This window comes from Actinomycetospora aeridis, assembly GCF_037400275.1.
In the GTDB taxonomy this organism is placed as follows: Bacteria; Actinomycetota; Actinomycetes; order Mycobacteriales; family Pseudonocardiaceae; genus Actinomycetospora; species Actinomycetospora aeridis.
In genome coordinates, this window is record NZ_JBBEGL010000003.1 from 20,176 (window position 1) to 37,243 (window position 17,068).

Sequence of the window (17,068 nt, forward strand, 5' to 3'; positions counted from 1 at the left end):
CCCGTCCGGTGGGGCCGCCTACCGCAGCGAGACCACGTGTGGCCCGTGCTGCGGCGTCGCGGCGGCCCGGCGTACCGCTCAGGACGCCGTCGGCGGCGGGTCGCCCCCGGCGTCGCCCGACGTCCGGAACCCCGGGGTGGGGGAGGTGCCGGTGCCGTCGGAGCTGCCGCCGGTGCCGCCGTCACCCCCTGCCGAGGGGGCGCCGCCGCGGCCGGTGCGACCCGGTCCCAGCCCGTCACGCCGGGGCCGGCGGGGAAGGTCCTGGAGCATGCTGAGCGCCGACTCCCCGCCGGTCAGCCGCCGACGACCTCCCCGCGGGGACGGGCTGGGTGCCGGGCCCTGGCCACGGGACGGGCCGGCGGGACGGGTGTCGGTAGCGCTCGCGGCGCCGTTGCCGTTCGTCGGGGGACCGGTGGCGGGACCGCCACGCGTCCCGTTGCCCGTCACCGGCGCGCCGAACGGCCCGGAGCGCGGAGGCACCGCGGCGCCGAACGGGTCGAAGCCGTCCGATCGGCCCGGGCCGGCGCGACCGGGGCCGGGGGGACCGGACCCGGCGCCGACCGGGTCGGGCACCGCCCACGGACCGGGGCGGGCACCCGGCGACCCGGCGGGTCCGGGACCCGGGCGACCAGGCCGGTCAGGTCGGTCAGGTCGGTCAGGGAGGTCGGGGCGTTCGGGGCTGTCGGGGAGGTCGGGGCCGCCGGCCTCCCGACCGCGCCGGTCCCCGGGCTCGTCGTCGAGCTCGTCGGGCCGGTCGTCGGCCCCGTCGTCGGCCCGGTCGTCCGGCTCCTCGTCCGGCTCGCCGCCCGGGCCCAGGCCCAGGGGATCCCCGGCGACGTCGTCGGGCACGCCCGGTTCGCCGAGCGCGTCGTCGCCCGCCGCGCCCACCGGGTCGGCCTCCCGAACCCCGGGCACGGGCTCGAGCAGCTCGGCGCGCGGCAGCACCGGCTCGGCGGGCTCGGAGAGTTCGGAGAGTTCGGGGGGCGCGGTCGTCGCGGCGTCCGGGACCCGCACGCGCGGCATGCGGTCGGTGACCGGCTCCTGGCGGTGGTGCGCGCCCGACCCCGACCCCGACGCCGCGCCGCCGAGCTCGCGCACGGTGATCGGGTCGCCGGCGAGGGTCGTGGCCGGCTGGTCGGGGGTGCCGAGGGCGAGGTGCAGGTCGTCGAGCGGCAGGGGGCGGGTGAGGGTCACCGTCCACGCCACCGGGCCCGCGAGCGGCACGTTCGGGTAGCCGTCGGAGGACAGCTCGAGCTGCTCGACGACCGCGTCCACCAGGCCCGCCAGGTGTCGCGACGAGGCGCCGGGCACGACGAGCGCGAACTCCCGCTCGGAGAGCCGGATCGCGGCGTCGACCGGCCCGAGGGGCTCGCTGACGGCGGTCGCGACGCGGCGGGCGGCGTGGTAGGCCGCCCGGCGGCCGAGGCGGTTCTCGGCGTCGTCGAGCGCCTCGACGTCGATGAGCGCGACCCCGACGGGCAGCGCGGTGGGGCCGCCGGTGTTCGTCCAGCGGGCCAGGAACTCCGGGGTGGTGAGCCCGGACTGCGGGTCGGTGGTCGCGGCGGTGCGGGCCGCGACCGCGGCGTGGGCGTCGACGAGCTGGGCCCGCAGCACACGGGTGCCCTCCCGCGCGTCCTGCATCCGCTGCACCATCCGGTGCAGCGCGTGGGTGGCCCAGCGCTCGCCGTCGGTGCCCCCGGACGCGGCGGCGACGCCCCCGGCCGGCATGACCCGCGCGAGCAGCCCGTCGATGGTGTACCCGACGGCCGTGTCGAGGCGGGGCCCGAGCGCCGAGCGCATCCGGGCGAGCTCGTTGGCCGCCTGCACCCGCGACCAGCCCCAGCGCCCGATGAACTCGCGCCCGGCCTCGAGGGTGTACTCGGTGGGGTCGATGCGGTGCGCGTCGGTCGCGACGAGGAACGCCCCGGCCTCCGGGCCCACGGCCACGACGGACCACTCGTCGGCGAGCGGCTCGGCGGGGTCGAGGACGACGAGCTGGCAGCCAGGCGGCACGTCGTGGGGCTCGCCGTCGGCGAACGCGAGCACGACCACCACGCCCGAGGCGGCGATGCGCTCGTAGACGGCGCACTCCCGGGAGAAGTAGGCCTCGTGCTGGAACAGCGCCACCACGACCGTCGGCGCGTGGGTCGCCCCCGCGAGCACGGCGGACTCGATGGCGTGGGACACCGCGACGAGGGACCGTTTCGAGGCCGTGGTCGGCCGGTCGGGCGACCAGCGACCCGTGCCGGCCCCGGTGTTCCACGTGCCCGCGTCCTCGTCGACCACCGCAGCCCCTTCGTCCGACGGCGGGTGCTCAGCGTCGTCGCCAGCACCCGTCCGAGTGATGTTGCAGTACCCCCAACGGTGGGAGCAGTGACCCTCGGAGCGCCAGCGGGTGCGTCGAAAGGACCACGCAGGGCGGCGAACGGTGGACCGTGCGGGCCTGTCCGACTCGGTCCGACCCCGGCCCGGTGTCAGCCCGTGTTGCGCATCCCCGCCGAGATCCCGTTGACGGTGAGCAGCAGCGCGCGCTGCAGGTCCGGGTCAGGATCGTCGACCTTGCGGCGCTCCGCGAGCGTGTGCACCTGCAGGTGGTGCAGCGGCTCGAGGTAGCCCTCGCGGACGTCGAGGGTGCGCCGCAGCAGCGGGTTGCCGCCGAGCAGCTCGTTGCCGGGGGAGAGCTTGAGGACCTCACGCTCGGTGACCCGGTGTTCGTCCTTGATGATCTCGAAGACCTCCTGCAGCTCGGGGTCGACGAGCTCGGCGACGTAGAAGCCCGCGATGCGCATGTCCGTCTTCGCGAGCGTCATCCCGACGTTGGACAGGAGGTTCGCGAAGAAGGCCCAGTCGCGCATCTCGTCGACGACCTCGGAGTAGCCGGCGTCGTGGGCGGCCTTCAGCCCGGTCCCGAGGCCGAACCAGCCGGGGACGATCATGCGGGTCTGCGTCCAGCCGAACACCCACGGGATCGCCCGCAGGTCGTCCAGCGACGTCTGCCCGCCCGCGCCCGGGCGCTTGCCCGGCCGCGAGCCCACGTTGAGCATCGAGAGCTCGTCGACGGGCGTGGCCTGGGTGAAGAAGTCGGGCAGGCCCTCGTGGGAGATCAGCCGCGTGTAGGCCTCCTGGGCGGCGTCGGAGATGACGTCCATCGCCTCGTCCCAGCGCTTCAGCGTCGCCGCCTCGACCCGCGAGGTCTGGTGCAGCAGCGTGGCCTCGAGCACGGCCGAGAGCATCGTCTCGAGGTTGTCCCGGGCGAGCGTGGGCAGCGAGTACTTGTCGGAGATGACCTCGCCCTGCTCGGTGACCTTCATGACCGCGTCGACGACGCCGTGCGGCTGGGCGGCGATCGCCTCGCCCGCGGGCCCGCCGCCGCGCCCGACCGACCCGCCCCGGCCGTGGAAGAGCCGCAGCCGCACACCGTGCTTGGCGGCGACGTCGCGCAGCTGGCGCTGGGCCTGGTGGATCGACCACTGCGACGTCGTGATCCCGGCGCCCTTGTTGGAGTCCGAGTAGCCCAGCATCATCTCCTGGACGTCGCCGCGGGCCGCGACGAGCGCCCGGTACGACGGGTCGGAGAGCATGCCGTCGAGCAGGTCGCCCGAGATCTTCAGCTCGGTGGCGGTCTCGAACAGCGGCACGATGTCCAGGCTCGACTCGGCCCCCTCGGCGGTCAGCTCGACCAGCCCCGCCTCCCGGGCGAGCACGGCGACGGCGAGGATGTCGTCGACGTTCTGCGCCATGGAGATGACGTAGGTGTGCAGCGCCTCCTGACCGTAGGTCTCCTGCACCGTGCGGATGCAGTCGAAGACCTCGAGGGTCTCGGTCACCGAGTCGTCGAACGGCCGGTCGCGGCGCGGGGTGAGGGCCCGGCGTCCGGCGAGCTCGCGCGAGAGCACCTCCCGCCGTCCGCCGTGGTCCAGCTCCCCGTACGGCGTGTCCAGCTCGCCGAGCCGGTCGAACAGCGCCGCCAGGGCCGTGTGGTGGTAGGTGGTGTGCTCGCGGACGTCGACGCTCGCGAGGTGCAGCCCGACGGCGTTGGCGCTGCGCATGACGTCGCGCAGGCCGCCGTCGGCGATCCGCTCGCCCTGGTGGGTGCGCAGCGAGGCGTCCATGACCTCGAGGTCGCGCAGGTACTCGTCGGCGCCCAGGTAGTCGCGGCCCGGGCGGTGCGGGGTGTCCTCGGCGTAGCGGCGCCGGGTGTTCTCCAGGCGCGCGTGGATGTAGGAGCACTTGAGCCGGTAGGGCTCCTCGGCGTTGAGCCGCACGAAGCGGTCGTACACCTCGGGCAGGGCGCGGCGGTCGCGCGCGAGGCTGCGGCGCAGGTCCTCGCTCACCCCGACGAGCCGCGTCGAGAGCGACAGCTCCTGGACGAGGTCCTCGAGCAGTTCGCTCTGGATGCGCACGCCCCGCTCGCCGTAGATCCGCATGGTCTCGAGGGTCAGGTCGGCGGTGACGTTCGGGTTGCCGTCGCGGTCGCCGCCCACCCAGCAGCCGAGGACGAGCGGGCGGGAGTGCTCGGGCAGGCGCAGCCCGACACGGTCCAGCTCCTCGTCGAGCCCGGTGAGCACCTCCGGCAGCGTGCGGCGCCCCAGCTGCTCGAGGTAGTACGACACGGAGCGGGCCTCGTCGAGCACGGTCGGGCGCTCGGGGCGGATCTCGTCGGTCTGCCAGATGAGGTCGACCAGGCGGTGCAGGCGGGTCTCGGCGACGTCGTCGGCGAGGTCGTCGGCGAGGACCGTCGCGATCGCGCGCAGCTTGCCGAGCACCGACTGCCGCTGCGCCTCGGTGGGGTGCGCGGTGAACACGGGCTCGAGCTCGAGCCGGGACAGCGCGGTGGACAGCTCGTCGGGGTCGGCCTCCTCGACGAGACGGTCGACGAGCACGTGCAGCGGGCCGCGGCCCTCGGCGTGCACGGCGGCCCGCTCCTGGCTGCGGTGCAGCTGCTCGGCCAGGTTGGCGAGGTGGAAGTAGGTCGCGAACGCTCGGCCGAGCACCGCGGCCGTGCCCGGGTCGAGGTCGGCGAGCAGGTCGCGGATGGCCGTGTCGCCCCGCTCCGGGACGTCACGGACCAGCCGCCGCACCTTCTCGACGAGCTCGAGCATGTCGTCGCCGTGCTGCGCGGCCACGGTGCGGCCGAGCAGTGTCGACAGGCGCCGGATGTCGGCCCGCAGTGCCGAGTGCTCGGACTCCGACGCGACGCTGCTCTCGGTGGGGATCCGGTCGGCGCGCGCGGGACGGGTGTTCTCGGTCTGGCTCTCAGTCACGGGGGACGTCCTCCTGGTCGGCCTGCCCACGGTGTGTCGGAGGTGGGTCCGCGACGGTGGGGACGCCCGGGGATTGTGCCCCCGATCGGGCGCCGGGACACCTGCTCAGGCGTCGGCGGTGACCGTGACGTCGGCGGGCAGCAGGCCGAGCTGCGCGAGCAGGCCGTGGTGGTCCCAGAGCGTGCGGTGCTCGGTGATCCGCTCGCGCCGCACGGAGACCACCGAGATCGCGAGCACCTCGACCCGCCGGCCGGTCGCCGCGACGCCGGGCAGCAGCCAGGGCAGCTCGCGGTCGTGGGTGAACGCGACGCGCTGCTCGTCGACCACCCGCCAGCGGTCGCCGGTGCGCGAGACGCGGGTGGTCGTGAGGTCCGCGGGACGGTGCGGCAGCACGTCCTCGGCGAGGTGGCGGCGCACCGCGTCCGCGCCGCGGGCACCGAGGCCCGCCGGGAGCGTCGTCAGCGTGACGTCGTCGGTGACCAGGGCGAGCGCCGCGTCCACGTCGCCCGCACCGACGGCCGCGGTGAACGCGTCGAGGGTGCGCTCGACCGCGACCATCATGTCCTGGACCGCCTTGGTCATCGTCCGATGCTCGCACCCGGTACCGGGTGCACGCGACGGTTCGTAGGGTGAGCCCGTGCACCGCCGCGTCGTCGCCCAGCAGTGGATCTCGGTCGACGGGTTCGCGGCCGGCCCGACCGACGAGACCGAGATCTTCGCGGGCGTGCCCGCGGAGAGCGACGCCCGGAGCATGGAGCTCAACGAGACCCTGATCCCCGAGGTCGAGACCGTGCTGCTGGGCCGGCGCAGCTACGAGGCGTTCGTGCGGTTCTGGCCCACCGAGGCCGCCCGCGACGTGCCGGTCGCCCCGCTGGTCAACGCCGTGCCCAAGGTCGTCGCCTCGACCACCCTGGCCGCGGCGCCCTGGGGCGACCACGCGCCCGCCCGGGTCGTGCCGGACGCCGTCGAGCACGTGCGGGGGCTGCGCGCCGAGCCCGGCGGGATCGTGCTGGTCTGGGGCTCCCTGGCCCTCATGCGCATGCTGATCGACGCGGGTCAGGTCGACGAGCTCGACCTGTTCGTCGCCCCGGTCGCGCTCGGCCGCGGGACGCCGCTGGTCGGCCGACCCCTGGGCCTGCGCCAGATCACCGGCGAGGTGTTCCCCTCCGGCGGGGCGCACCTGCGGTTCGCGGTGACGGGGCCCGCCTAACCGTCCACGGAGCCGTCCCGGGAATCGACAGCTCGGCGCACCCGGTATCGCAGGTGGGTCACCCGCCGCGCGAGGTCCTCGCTGTCCGGCGTCGTCAGGCGGCGGACGAGCTCGAGCTCGATGTACTCGGGGTGCTCGACGGCGAGGTGGTCGAACAGCCGCCGGCCCCGCCCGAGCAGGACGGGGACGAGGTGCAGCTCCATCTCGTCGAGCTCGCCGGCCCGCAGCAGGGCCTGCGCGGCACCGGCCCCGTGCACCATGACGTCGCCGTCACCGGCCGCTGCGCGGGCCCGCGCCGCGGCCTGGCGGACGTCGGTGGCGTAGACGACGGAGCCCGGCGGGGGCTCGTCGGGCACGACGTGCGTGAGGACGACGATCGGGACGCCGTCGTGGTGGTCCCCGCCCCAGCGCCCGGCCAGCTCGTAGGTGCGCCGGCCCGAGAGCACGGCACGGGTGGCCATGGCCTCGGCGAACACCTCGCCGCTCGGGCCGGGGTCGTTCCGGCGGTCGAGCCAGTCGAAGAGGCGGAAGCCGCCCTTGCCCATCGGATCCTGCGGGCCGTCGTCGGGGCCGGCGACGAAGCCGTCGAGCGAGATCGTCATGTCGAGCCGGATCGCCGTCACGACCCACCCCGCAGCACGCGGTAGCGCAGGTGCACCTGGCCCGGCCCGTCGCGGCCGTCGATCAGCTCGAGCTCCACGTGCTCGGGCGGGAGATCGTCGAACAGCCGGCGTCCCTGCCCGAGCAGGACGGGGACGATCTGGATCGCGATCTCGTCCAGCTCCCCGGCCCGCAGGAGGGCCTGCGCGGCGGCCGCGCCGTGGAAGAGGACGTCCTTCCCGCCGGCGGCCTCCCGGGCGAGGGCGGCGGCCTCCCGGACGTCGGCGACGTAGCGGACGTTCCCGGACGCGGGCCGGGGCGAGCGGGTGAGCACGATGATCGGGACGCCGTCGTGGTGGTCGCCACCCCAGCCGTCGGTGAGGTCGAAGGTGCGCCGGCCGGTGAGCACGGCGCCGCTCGCCATCGCCGCGGCCATGACGGCCGCCCCGACCTCGTCGGCGGTGTGCGCAGCCCCGGGGTGGTCGGGACCGTCGAAGGTCAGGAAGTCGTGCAGGCGCTCGCCGCCGACCCCGAGGCCCTGGCCCGGCCCGTCGTCGGGTCCGGTGACGAACCCGTCGAGGGACATCCACATGAAGAGCACGATCCTGCTCATGACGTCTCCTTCACGAGGGTGGTGACGACGGCGCCGGTCGGGATCGTCTGCAGCGACGCCAGGGCCCAGGTCGAGCGCGCGACGCCCGCCTGCCAGAACGGCACGCCCGCGCCGAGGACCGCCGGCACGCGGGTGATCCGCAGCTCGTCGAGCAGGTCGGCGGCGAGCAGGGCGCGGATGAGGCTGATGCTGGAGAACACCGCGATCGTGCCGCCCGCGGCCTCGCGGAGCTCCTTCACGCTCGCCTCGAGGTCGCGGGCCACGCGGGCGTTCGCCCAGGTCGCCTCGTCCAGGGTGCGGGACAGGACGACCTTGTCGACGGCGTCGAACCAGCGGGAGAAGTCGCGGCTGCGGGGGTCCGCGGCCGGGTCGTCGGCGACGGCGGGCCAGTAGCCGTGGAAGCCCTCGTAGTTGGTGCGGCCGAGCAGGACGGTGTCGACGCCGCGGTACCAGCCGGCGAAGCCGGACGCGCACTGCTCGTCCAGCGCGGTCCGGATCAGCCACGACATGTCGCCACCGGGGCCGGCGGCGAAGCCGTCGAGGGAGAGGGTGATGTTGGCGCTGACGGTGCGCATCGAGTGCTCCTGGGTGCTCGGTGTGTCCGGTCACCCCGACGTCGGGCGGCGCTCCAGGTCTTGGTCAAGAGCCGGTGATCCCGGACGGACGAGCAGGGTCAGGACGGCATCCTTGCTGGGTCGTCCACATGGGCCGCGACGCCGTCGAGCACGCGGGTCAGGCCGTTCTCGAACGGGTCCTCGGCGGGCACGTCCTCCGGGGCCGGTTCGAGGAGCCGCAGGAGCAGGGGGAACTCCGCGGCCCGCCCGGAACCGTGCAGGTCCTCCGCGCGCGGCGCGCGGTCGCCCAGCGGGGCGGAGGCGCCGCGGACGTAGCTGTTGACGGCGTGCAGCACCGCGAGCGCGTCGGGCACCGACAGGCCGGCGTCGACGCCCGCCCGCAGCGCCGCCTCGGCCCAGGCGCACTCCGCGGGGCCCATCCGCCGGGTACCGCTGACCAGCGGCAGCGTCCACGGGTGGTCGAGGAACACCGCCCGGTTGGCCCGTGCCCACGCCTCGAGGGTCGCGCGCCAGGAGCCGTCGGTCCGCGGCGGGTCGCCGATCGCGGCGTCGAGCATGAGGTCGACGAGCGCGTCCTTGTGCGGCACGTGCCGGTAGAGCGACATCGGGGCCGCCCCGAGCGTGCGGGCCAGGCGGGGCATCGACACGGCCTCGATCCCCTCGGCGTCGGCCAGGGCCACGGCGGCCTCGACGATCGCGGCCCGGGTCAACGGACGGCGGGCGGTCGGGGGAGCCGCGGGCGCCCAGCGGGGATCGGACACGGCACTGATGGTCGCACGACCTCAGTGTAGACAGACTTACGCGTTGTGCGTAAGGCTTACGCGCATGGCGACCACGGCTCCACCCACCACCCACCGGCGACCCCGCCGCGACCCGCGCCGCGTGCGGGTCGGCCTCGCGCTCACGGCGCTCGTGTGCGTCGTGTTCCTCGTCCTCGAGCTGCCGGCCTACCTCGGCCTCGACCCGGCGCGGTCGCGGGTCCCGGTGCGCGCCGACTATGCGCTGCACTACCCCCTGCTGTGGGCGCACATCGTGTTCGGCTCGGTGGCCCTGCTGACCGCCTGCCTGCAGATCTGGCCGTGGCTGCGGCGACGGCACCCGCGCGTGCACCGCTGGTCGGGCCGCGCCTACCTGTTCGGCGGCGTGCTGCCCGGCGGGCTCGTCGTGCTGGGCGTCGCGCCGGTCAGCAGCACGGGGTTCGCCTCGGCGGTCGGCAACACCTTCCTCGCCGTCCTCTGGATCGCCACGTCGGTCGCGGGCTACTGGGCCGTCCGCGCACGCCGGTACGCCGACCACCGCGCCTGGATGATCCGCAGCGTCGCGCTGACGTTCTCGATCGTCGTCAACCGCCTCTGGGTCGTCGTCTACGTCGTGCTGCTCTCGCTGGTCGACCCGACCGACCCCGAGCTGATCCCGCACGCGGCGACGGCGTCGGTGTGGACGAGCTGGATCGTCAACCTGCTGATCGCGGAGTGGTGGATCCTGCGGTCGCGCAGGAGCGTCACGTTGCCCGGCCCCGCCGGTGGGGCACCCGTAGCACCGTGAGCACTCCCACCGACGGGTCCGTGGGCAACAAGCCCTCCGCCGACGCCAGCGGTTCCTACCGCCGGCACGGTCCGCAGTTCACCGACCGGGTCGTGGCCGAGCCCTCCGGCGACACCGAGTGGCCGGTCGAGGCCGGGCGCTACCGCCTCGTCGTGTCGCTGGCGTGCCCCTGGGCGCACCGCTCGCTGATCGTGCGGCGCCTCATGGGACTCGAGGACGCGATCTCGCTGGCGATCGTCGACCCGCTGCAGGACGACCGGTCCTGGCGCTTCTCGCTCGACGAGGACGGCCTCGACCCCGTGCTCCGGTACCGCTACCTCGAGGAGGCCTACCTCGCGCGGGACCCGGAGCACGGCACCGACAACGGCGTGAGCGTGCCGGCGCTCGTGGAGGAATCGACCGGGCTGCTCGTCACCAACGACTTCCCGCAGATCACGATCGACCTCGGGATCGAGTGGGCGAAGTTCGCGCGCCCCGGCGCGCCGACGCTCTACCCGCCGGAGCTGCGCGCCGAGATCGACGCGGTGAACGAGGGCGTCTTCCACGACGTCAACAACGGCGTCTACAAGGCGGGGTTCGCGACGAAGCAGAGCCGCTACGAGGAGGCCTACACCGCGCTGTTCGCCCGCCTCGACGAGCTCGACGAGCGCCTGGCGAACCAGCGCTACCTGGTCGGCGACCACATCACCGAGGCCGACATCCGGCTGTTCACGACACTCGTGCGTTTCGACGCCGTCTACCACGGCCACTTCAAGTGCAACCGGCAGAAGCTCGCCGAGTTCGAGCACCTGTGGCCCTACGCCCGCGACCTCTACCAGACGCCGGGCTTCGGGGACACGGTCGACTTCGACCACATCAAGCGGCACTACTACCAGGTGCACACGAGCATCAACCCGACCCAGATCGTGCCGCTGGGGCCCGAGCCGTCGGCCTGGCTCGAGCCGCACCACCGCGAGGAGCTCGGCGGCTCGCCGTTCGGGCCGGAGGGCACCCCGCCCGAGCCGCTGGAGGGCCCGCTGCGCCCCCTGCCGCCGCTGGACATGTGAGGCTCGCGGTGTGACGCGGTGGTGGCACGTCGACCCGCTCGGGGCCGGCGTGGCGTCCGCCGTCGCGGTGCTGGCGCTGGCCCCCGGGCTCCTGCCCCGGGACGGGATCGTCCAGGGCGTCGTGTCCGGGGGCGTGGCGGCCCTGGGGTACGGGGTGGGGGCGCTGCTCTCGTCGGTCGTGGGACGACCCCGCGGCGGCCGCGTGGTCGCCCTGGTGGGTGTCGCGGTGTTCGGGGCCGCCCTGGTGGTCGCGGCGGGGTGGCAGCGCGACGCCGCCGCGCTGATCGGTGCCCGCGGCCCGTCGACGCCGGAGTTCCTGCTGGCGCTGCCGGTCACGGTCGGCGCGGTGGTGGTGGCCGCGGCCGTGGGCCGGGGGTTCCGCGCCCTGACCCGGCTCGTCCGGCGGCGCGGCGTCCGCCGCCGGGGTGGCGCCGCGCTGGTCGTCGTCGCGGTGACGCTGCTGGTCGTCGCCGCGGTGGTGGGGGGCGGGCTCGCGCTGACCGAGCGGGCGTTCCTGGCGCGCAACGGGGAGCCCGGGGCGGCGACCGCACCGGTGGGCACGACCCGGTCGGGCTCGCCGACCTCGCTCGTCGCGTGGGACACCCTGGGACGGGACGGGCAACGGTTCGTCACCGGCGGCGCGCCGGGCGCGGTCCGGGTGTACGTCGGTCTTACGAGCGCGCCGGACCCGCCGCAGCGGGCGGCGCTCGCGGCCGCGGAGATCGAGCGTGCGGGCGGGTTCGACCGCGCGGTGCTCGCGCTCGCCACCCCGACCGGGTCGGGCGCGGTCGACCCCCAGGTGCCCGACAGCCTGGAGCTGGCGGGTGGCGGCGACACCGCGATGGCGGCCGTGCAGTACTCGACGCTGCCCAGCGACCTGTCGTTCCTCCTCGACGGCACCGCGGCGCAGGACCAGACGCGCGCGCTGGTGGCCGCGGTCCGGGAGCGGCTCGACCGGCGACCGCCGGACCGACGGCCGCGGCTGCTGCTGTACGGCCAGTCGCTGGGCTCGTTCGGCTCCCAGGCCGCGTTCGGCTCGCTCGACGAGGTCCGTGCGCAGGTCGACGGCGTCCTGTGGGTCGGGCCACCCCACGCGAGCGAGCCCTGGGCGGGGCTCGCCGCCCGCCGGGACCCGGCGTCGCCGGAGGTGCTGCCGCTGGTCGACGGCGGGCGCGCGGTGCGGTTCGCGGGGCGGGCGAGCGACCTGGCGTCGGCGACGCCATGGGAGAGGCCGCGCGTGCTCTACCTCCAGCACCCGTCCGACCCCGTGGTCTGGTGGTCGCCGGACCTGCTCTGGCGCCGCCCGGACCGGCTCGCCGAGCCGGCGGGGTTCGACGTCCCCCGTCGCCAGCCCTGGCTCCCGGTGATCACGTTCTGGGTGACCACCGTCGACCTGGCCCGCGCCCAGTCGGTGCCGCCCGACCACGGGCACCGGTACGACGCGCTGCTCGTCGACGGGTGGCGGGCGGTGCTTCCGGGGAGCCCTCCGGGGTGAGTGGATCGACGACCCCGAAGAACGTGGCCCAGCACGTGCTCGCCCGCCTCGCCGAGTGGCGTGTCCACCGGTACTACGGCTACCCCGGCGACGGCATCGGCGGCATCTTCACCGCGCTCCCCGAGCGGGAGGACGCCGAGCTCGTGCAGGTCAGGCACGAGGAGACCGCCGCGTTCGCCGCCTGCGCCGACGTGAAGTACGGCGGCTCCCCGATCGGCTGCTGCGTCGTCACGAGCGGGCCGGGCGCGGTGCACGCCCTCAACGGGCTCTACGACGCGAAGCTCGACCACCAGCCCGTCGTCGCCCTCGTGGGCCACACCGCGCAGACCGCGCAGGGCGGGGGCTACTACCAGGAGCTCGACCTCGGCGCCCTGCTCGCCGACGTCACGGGCTACCTCGCCGAGGTGAAGGACCCGAGCCAGGTGCGCCACGTCGTCGACCGGGCCTGCCGCACCGCCCTGGCCGACCGCACCGTCACGGCGATCATCCTGCCCTCCGACGTCCTCGAGCAGGACGCGGTGCCCGAGCCCCCGGACGCCCACGGCTACTACCACACCTCGGCGGTGCCCTCGTCCGCGATCACGACCCCGCCGGAGGCCGCGCTGGACGCCGCGGCGGAGCTGCTGAACGCGGGGGAGAAGGTCGCGATCCTCGCCGGCGCCGGCGCGCTGGGGGCCTCCGCCGAGCTCACCGAGGTCGCGAACGTCCTCGGGGCGGGGATGGCGACGGCGCTGCTCGGCAAGGGCGTCGTCGACGAGCGCTCGCCGTGGGTCACCGGGGCGATCGGGCTGCTCGGGACGACGGCGTCGTGGCACCTCATGCGCGAGTGCGACACGTTGCTCATCGTCGGCTCGACCATGCCCTACACCGAGTACTACCCGGCACCGGGCCAGGCGCGGGCGGTGCAGATCGACGTCGACGGCGCGCGGTGCGGCATCCGCTACGACACCGAGGTCAACCTCACCGGCGACGCCGGCGCCACCCTGTCGGCCCTGCTGCCGCGGCTGCGGACCCGCGGCGACCACGCGTGGCGCGCCCAGGTGGAGCGCTGGACCAGCGCCTGGGACGAGTACTCGCTCCAGCGGGCCCACGCCCACACCAGTGCACTCAACCCCGAGCTCGTGGTCCGCGAGCTCTCGGACCGCCTGCCCGACGACGCGCTGCTCGCCGTCGACTGCGGCACGGCGACGTCCTGGTACGCCCGCGACGTCACCCTGCACGGGCGTCAGTACGGCTCGCTGTCGGGGACGCTGCTCTCCATGGGCGGCGGCATGCCCTACGCGATCGCGGCGAAGAACGCGCACCCCGACCGGCCCGTCGTGGCGCTCGTCGGCGACGGCGCGATGCAGATGAACGGGGTCAACGAGCTGATCACCGTGGCGCGCTACCGGGAGCAGTGGAGCGACCCGCGCTTCGTCGTGCTCGTGCTCTCCAACGACGACCTGTCCTACGTCTCCTGGGAGACCCGCGGGATGCTCGGCGAGGCGCCCGACCCGCAGTCCCAGGCCGTGCCCGACGTGCCCTACGCCCGGTGGGCGATGCTGCTCGGCCTCGACGGCATCGAGCTGCGGGAGCGGGAGCACATCGGTGCCGTCTGGGACCGGGCGCTCGCCGCGGACCGGCCGTTCGTGGTCGACGCGAAGGTCGACAAGGACATCCCGCTCGTGCCGCCGCACGTGACGATCCAGCAGGCCCTCAACACCGCCCGGTCTCAGATCGCGGGCGACCCGGACGCGCTGTCGATCATCGCCAACGGCATCCGGGAGACCGTCGGCGCCAAGGCGCGCTCGGTCCTGGGGCTCCCACCGAAGACCTAGCCATGTGAGTGATATTCCCGGCCATGACCGGGAATTTCACTCACATGGCAGCCAGAGGGAAGGCGTTCGTCGCGTCCCTGTCGGGGACGTCGCTGGAGTACTACGACTTCGCGGTCTACGGCACGGCGTCCGCGCTGGTGTTCCCCCAGCTGTTCTTCCCGGGCTCGGACCCGCTGACCGGCGTCCTGCTCGCCTTCACGACGTTCGCGGTCGGCTACATCTCGCGGCCGGTGGGCGGGTTCGTGTTCGGGCGGCTCGGCGACACCCTCGGGCGCAAGCGCGTCCTGGTGACGACGCTGCTGCTGATCGGCGCGGCCACCGTGCTCATCGGCCTGCTGCCCACCTACGGGACGATCGGTGTGACGGCGCCGATCGTGCTCGTGCTGCTGCGCTTCGCCCAGGGTGTCGGCGTCGGGGGCGAGTGGGGGAGCGCGGTGCTGCTCTCCGGGGAGTTCGGGGATCCCCGCCGTCGCGGGTTCTGGTCCTCGGCGGCGCAGATCGGGCCGCCGGCGGGCAACCTGATGGCCAACGGCGTCTTCGCGGTCCTCGCCGCCACGCTCACCGGCGAGCAGCTGCTGTCGTGGGGCTGGCGCGTCGCGTTCCTGCTCTCGGCCGTGCTCGTCGCGTTCGGGCTGTGGATCCGTCTCACGCTCGAGGACACGCCGGTGTTCCGGGCGCTGCAGGAGTCGGGGGAGACCGCGGCCAGCCCGGTCCGCGAGGTCGTCACCACCCAGCCGCGCGGGCTCGCCGCCGCGATCCTCTCCCGCCTCGGGCCCGACGTCGCCTACTCCCTGCTGACGGTCTACGTGCTCACCTACGCCACCCGCACCGCCGGGTTCGAGCGCGCCGCGGTGCTCTCCGCCGTGCTCGTCGGCTCGGCGCTGCAGCTCGGCCTCGTGCCGGCGTTCGGGGCGCTGTCCGACCGCTGGAACCGCCGCGCCGTGTCGCTGGCCGCGGTGGTGGGCATCGGCGTCTGGGTGTTCGCGCTCTTCCCCATGGTCGGCTCCGGCTCGTTCGGCCTGCTCGTGCTCGGCGTCGTGGTCGGGCTCGCGCTGCACGCCGCCGCCTACGGACCCCAGGCGGCGTTCATCACCGAGCAGTTCAGCCCGCGCCTGCGCTCCACCGGCTCGTCGCTGGGCTACACGGTCGCGGGGGTCCTCGGCGGCGCGCTCGCCCCGCTGCTGCTCACCTCGCTGCAGGCCGACCTCGGCTGGGCCGCTGCGGCGGGCTACGTCGCGCTCGCCTGCGTGCTCTCCGCGGTCGGGCTGGCGCTGGGCCGCGACCACGACCCGCGCGAGGACGAGGAGCTCGCGACCGCTGCCGGGGCCGGCTCGTCACGTCCGTAGGGTCTCGGACATGGCAGTCACCGTGGACAACACCGACGACCTGACCCGCGCCCCCGGCGCGTCGGTCACCCCCGACACCCTGCCGAACGACCTCGACATCACCGACCTCGTGGTCGGCGGCGGCACCGAGGCCGGGCCGCGCGACACCGTGCAGGTTCAGTACCAGGGCATCCGCGTCTCGGACTCCGGCGAGTTCGACTCGTCCTGGGGCCGCGGCGGCCAGCCGGTCGAGTTCCCGCTCAACGGTGTCATCGACGGCTTCAAGCTCGGCATCTCGGGGATGCGTGAGGGCGGCCGGCGGATCCTCGTCGTCCCGCCGCACCAGGGCTACGGCGACCGCGGTGTGCCGCCGGTGATCCCGGCGAACGCGCACCTGGTGTTCGTCGTGGACCTCGTCAAGGTCAACTAGAGCCGCTCGGCCTGCTCGGCCAGCCGGCGCCAGCCGTGGGCCCGAGCCGCGGCGAGCAGCGGGTCCAGCGTGTCCCGCGCCCGTGCGGCCCGGCCGCGGGCGCGCCAGGCGCGGGCCACCGAGGCGTAGGCGTCCGCGCCGAGCAGCCAGGCCGTGGCCGGTGGCCCCGTCACGCCGGCGAGCAGGCGATCGGCCTCCAGGAGCGCGATGTCGGCGGGGAGCGCGGGATGCTCGACCGCGTCCCCCGCCTCCGCCAGGACGGCCAGGCACCGCAACCGCGCCCCGGCCACGGCGCCCGGTCCGGCGGCCGCCAGCCCGTGCCCGGCGACGCCGCGGGCCTCGGCGGTCTCGCCGCGGGCGAGCAGCGTCGTGGCGAGCAGGGCGCACGCGGCCGCCGTCCACCACCGGTGCTCCCCGATCGGCGCCGTGGTCAGCGCGACGGCGCGCCGGCCGACCTCGGCGGCCTCGTCGAGGTCGCCCTGCTGACGCGCGATCCAGCCCTCGTGCGCGAGGAACCAGCCGGCGTGCGCGCCGTCCCCGGCGAGGACGATCGCCTCCGCGACCCGGGCGCGGGCCTCGCCGAAGCGGCCGGCGGCGACCGCCGGGAGGGCGCCCTCGAACACGGTCCAGGACCGCGGGTCCGGCACCGTCGCGAGCTCCGCGACCACGCCGGCGAGCTCGTCGACCATCCCCGTATGGGCGTACACGGTCCGCAGCCCGTCGAGCCCGGCGAGCAGGGCGTGCCCGTCCCCGGCGGCCCGGCCGGCCGCCACCGCGCGGCGGCCCTGCTCGAGGGCCTCGCCGAAGCGCAGGTCGTGGGTCGCGAGGACGGCGAGGCGGGCGCGGAGGTCGGCCTCCGCGGCGCGGTCACCGACGGACGCGGCCCGGCGCAGCCCGTGGCGCAGGTGCGTCACGCACTCGGTGGGCGGCACGCCGAGGGCGATCGGGACGTCGCCGCCGAGCCGGCGCAGCACGGTGATCTCGAGGTCCGGGTCGTCGGCCTCGCGGGCCGCGGCGGCCGCGCGGCGCAGGTCGCTCCACGCCTGCTCGTACCGCCCCGCCCCCTCGTGGGCGCGGGCGCGCGCCAGCAGCACCCGGCCGGGCGGCCCGACCGCGACACCCACCGTCACATTGTGCGACGACTACCG

The 17,068-nt window shown here is 75.2% G+C and carries 15 protein-coding genes; 7 read left to right on the forward strand and 8 right to left on the reverse strand.

All coding sequences use genetic code 11. From position 1 onward, the window contains the following. Positions 1-78: 78 nt before the first annotated feature. The 3 genes from WCD41_RS10590 to WCD41_RS10600 form a co-directional block, all read right to left on the reverse strand. Positions 79-2,286: a DICT sensory domain-containing protein gene (locus tag WCD41_RS10590; protein WP_337713394.1), complete on the reverse strand. Its 2,208-nt coding sequence runs from the start codon at positions 2,284-2,286 to the stop codon at positions 79-81. A gap of 188 nt (positions 2,287-2,474) precedes the next feature. Continuing rightward, a complete protein-coding gene (ppc, locus tag WCD41_RS10595) occupies positions 2,475-5,264 on the reverse strand; it encodes a phosphoenolpyruvate carboxylase (protein WP_337713395.1) in 2,790 nt (929 codons plus the stop codon). Between the two features lie 105 nt (positions 5,265-5,369). Further along, positions 5,370-5,846 carry an ester cyclase gene (locus WCD41_RS10600; RefSeq protein ID WP_337713396.1) on the reverse strand — a complete coding sequence of 159 codons (477 nt, stop codon included), beginning with the start codon at positions 5,844-5,846 and terminating at the stop codon, positions 5,370-5,372. A gap of 55 nt (positions 5,847-5,901) precedes the next feature. Between WCD41_RS10600 and WCD41_RS10605 the strand changes: the two genes are divergently transcribed. Further along, on the forward strand, positions 5,902-6,474 hold the full coding sequence (locus tag WCD41_RS10605; protein WP_337713397.1) for a dihydrofolate reductase family protein: 573 nt from the start codon (positions 5,902-5,904) through the stop codon (positions 6,472-6,474). Here WCD41_RS10605 and WCD41_RS10610 read toward each other — a convergent pair. The 4 genes from WCD41_RS10610 to WCD41_RS10625 form a co-directional block, all read right to left on the reverse strand. Then, positions 6,471-7,097 (reverse strand): dihydrofolate reductase family protein, encoded by a 627-nt coding sequence (locus tag WCD41_RS10610; RefSeq protein WP_337713398.1) that lies wholly within the window; start codon positions 7,095-7,097, stop codon positions 6,471-6,473. The genes WCD41_RS10605 and WCD41_RS10610 overlap by 4 nt on opposite strands. After that, entirely contained in the window at positions 7,094-7,687 is a 594-nt protein-coding gene (locus tag WCD41_RS10615; protein ID WP_337713399.1) for a dihydrofolate reductase family protein, read from the reverse strand. The genes WCD41_RS10610 and WCD41_RS10615 overlap by 4 nt, the downstream gene beginning before the upstream one ends. Continuing rightward, positions 7,684-8,262: a dihydrofolate reductase family protein gene (locus tag WCD41_RS10620; protein WP_337713400.1), complete on the reverse strand. Its 579-nt coding sequence runs from the start codon at positions 8,260-8,262 to the stop codon at positions 7,684-7,686. The genes WCD41_RS10615 and WCD41_RS10620 overlap by 4 nt, the downstream gene beginning before the upstream one ends. Before the next feature lie 98 nt (positions 8,263-8,360). Continuing rightward, positions 8,361-9,023: a TetR/AcrR family transcriptional regulator gene (locus WCD41_RS10625; RefSeq protein ID WP_337713401.1), complete on the reverse strand. Its 663-nt coding sequence runs from the start codon at positions 9,021-9,023 to the stop codon at positions 8,361-8,363. 64 nt (positions 9,024-9,087) lie between these two features. On the opposite strand from WCD41_RS10625, the gene WCD41_RS10630 reads away from it, so the two are divergent. From WCD41_RS10630 to WCD41_RS10655, 6 genes are read left to right on the forward strand one after another with little or no spacing between them, the layout of a single operon-like run. Further along, positions 9,088-9,807, forward strand: coding sequence for a DUF2306 domain-containing protein (locus tag WCD41_RS10630; protein WP_337713402.1), 720 nt, complete (start codon positions 9,088-9,090; stop codon positions 9,805-9,807). Further along, positions 9,804-10,853: a glutathione S-transferase family protein gene (locus WCD41_RS10635; RefSeq protein ID WP_373695113.1), complete on the forward strand. Its 1,050-nt coding sequence runs from the start codon at positions 9,804-9,806 to the stop codon at positions 10,851-10,853. Before WCD41_RS10630 ends, WCD41_RS10635 begins: the two co-directional genes overlap by 4 nt. Before the next feature lie 10 nt (positions 10,854-10,863). Then, positions 10,864-12,348: an alpha/beta-hydrolase family protein gene (locus WCD41_RS10640; RefSeq protein WP_337713403.1), complete on the forward strand. Its 1,485-nt coding sequence runs from the start codon at positions 10,864-10,866 to the stop codon at positions 12,346-12,348. Next, positions 12,345-14,165: a thiamine pyrophosphate-requiring protein gene (locus tag WCD41_RS10645; protein ID WP_337713404.1), complete on the forward strand. Its 1,821-nt coding sequence runs from the start codon at positions 12,345-12,347 to the stop codon at positions 14,163-14,165. The genes WCD41_RS10640 and WCD41_RS10645 overlap by 4 nt, the downstream gene beginning before the upstream one ends. 44 nt (positions 14,166-14,209) lie before the next feature. Then, complete coding sequence (locus tag WCD41_RS10650; protein ID WP_337713405.1) at positions 14,210-15,511, forward strand: MFS transporter; 1,302 nt, start codon at positions 14,210-14,212, stop codon at positions 15,509-15,511. 10 nt (positions 15,512-15,521) lie between these two features. Beyond that, a complete protein-coding gene (locus WCD41_RS10655) occupies positions 15,522-15,920 on the forward strand; it encodes an FKBP-type peptidyl-prolyl cis-trans isomerase (RefSeq protein WP_337713406.1) in 399 nt (132 codons plus the stop codon). Here WCD41_RS10655 and WCD41_RS10660 read toward each other — a convergent pair. Next, entirely contained in the window at positions 15,917-17,044 is a 1,128-nt protein-coding gene (locus WCD41_RS10660; protein ID WP_337713407.1) for a hypothetical protein, read from the reverse strand. The genes WCD41_RS10655 and WCD41_RS10660 overlap by 4 nt on opposite strands. Positions 17,045-17,068 lie beyond the last annotated feature (24 nt).

Bases quoted from the DNA above. Each gene is read 5' to 3' on its own strand.
- WCD41_RS10600 (WP_337713396.1), bottom strand. From the start codon at position 5,846: ATGACCAAGGCGGTCCAGGACATGATGGTCGCGGTCGAGCGCACCCTC.
- WCD41_RS10615 (WP_337713399.1), bottom strand. From the start codon at position 7,687: ATGAGCAGGATCGTGCTCTTCATGTGGATGTCCCTCGACGGGTTCGTC.
- WCD41_RS10620 (WP_337713400.1), bottom strand. From the start codon at position 8,262: ATGCGCACCGTCAGCGCCAACATCACCCTCTCCCTCGACGGCTTCGCC.
- WCD41_RS10630 (WP_337713402.1), top strand. From the start codon at position 9,088: ATGGCGACCACGGCTCCACCCACCACCCACCGGCGACCCCGCCGCGAC.
- WCD41_RS10650 (WP_337713405.1), top strand. From the start codon at position 14,210: ATGGCAGCCAGAGGGAAGGCGTTCGTCGCGTCCCTGTCGGGGACGTCG.
- WCD41_RS10655 (WP_337713406.1), top strand. From the start codon at position 15,522: ATGGCAGTCACCGTGGACAACACCGACGACCTGACCCGCGCCCCCGGC.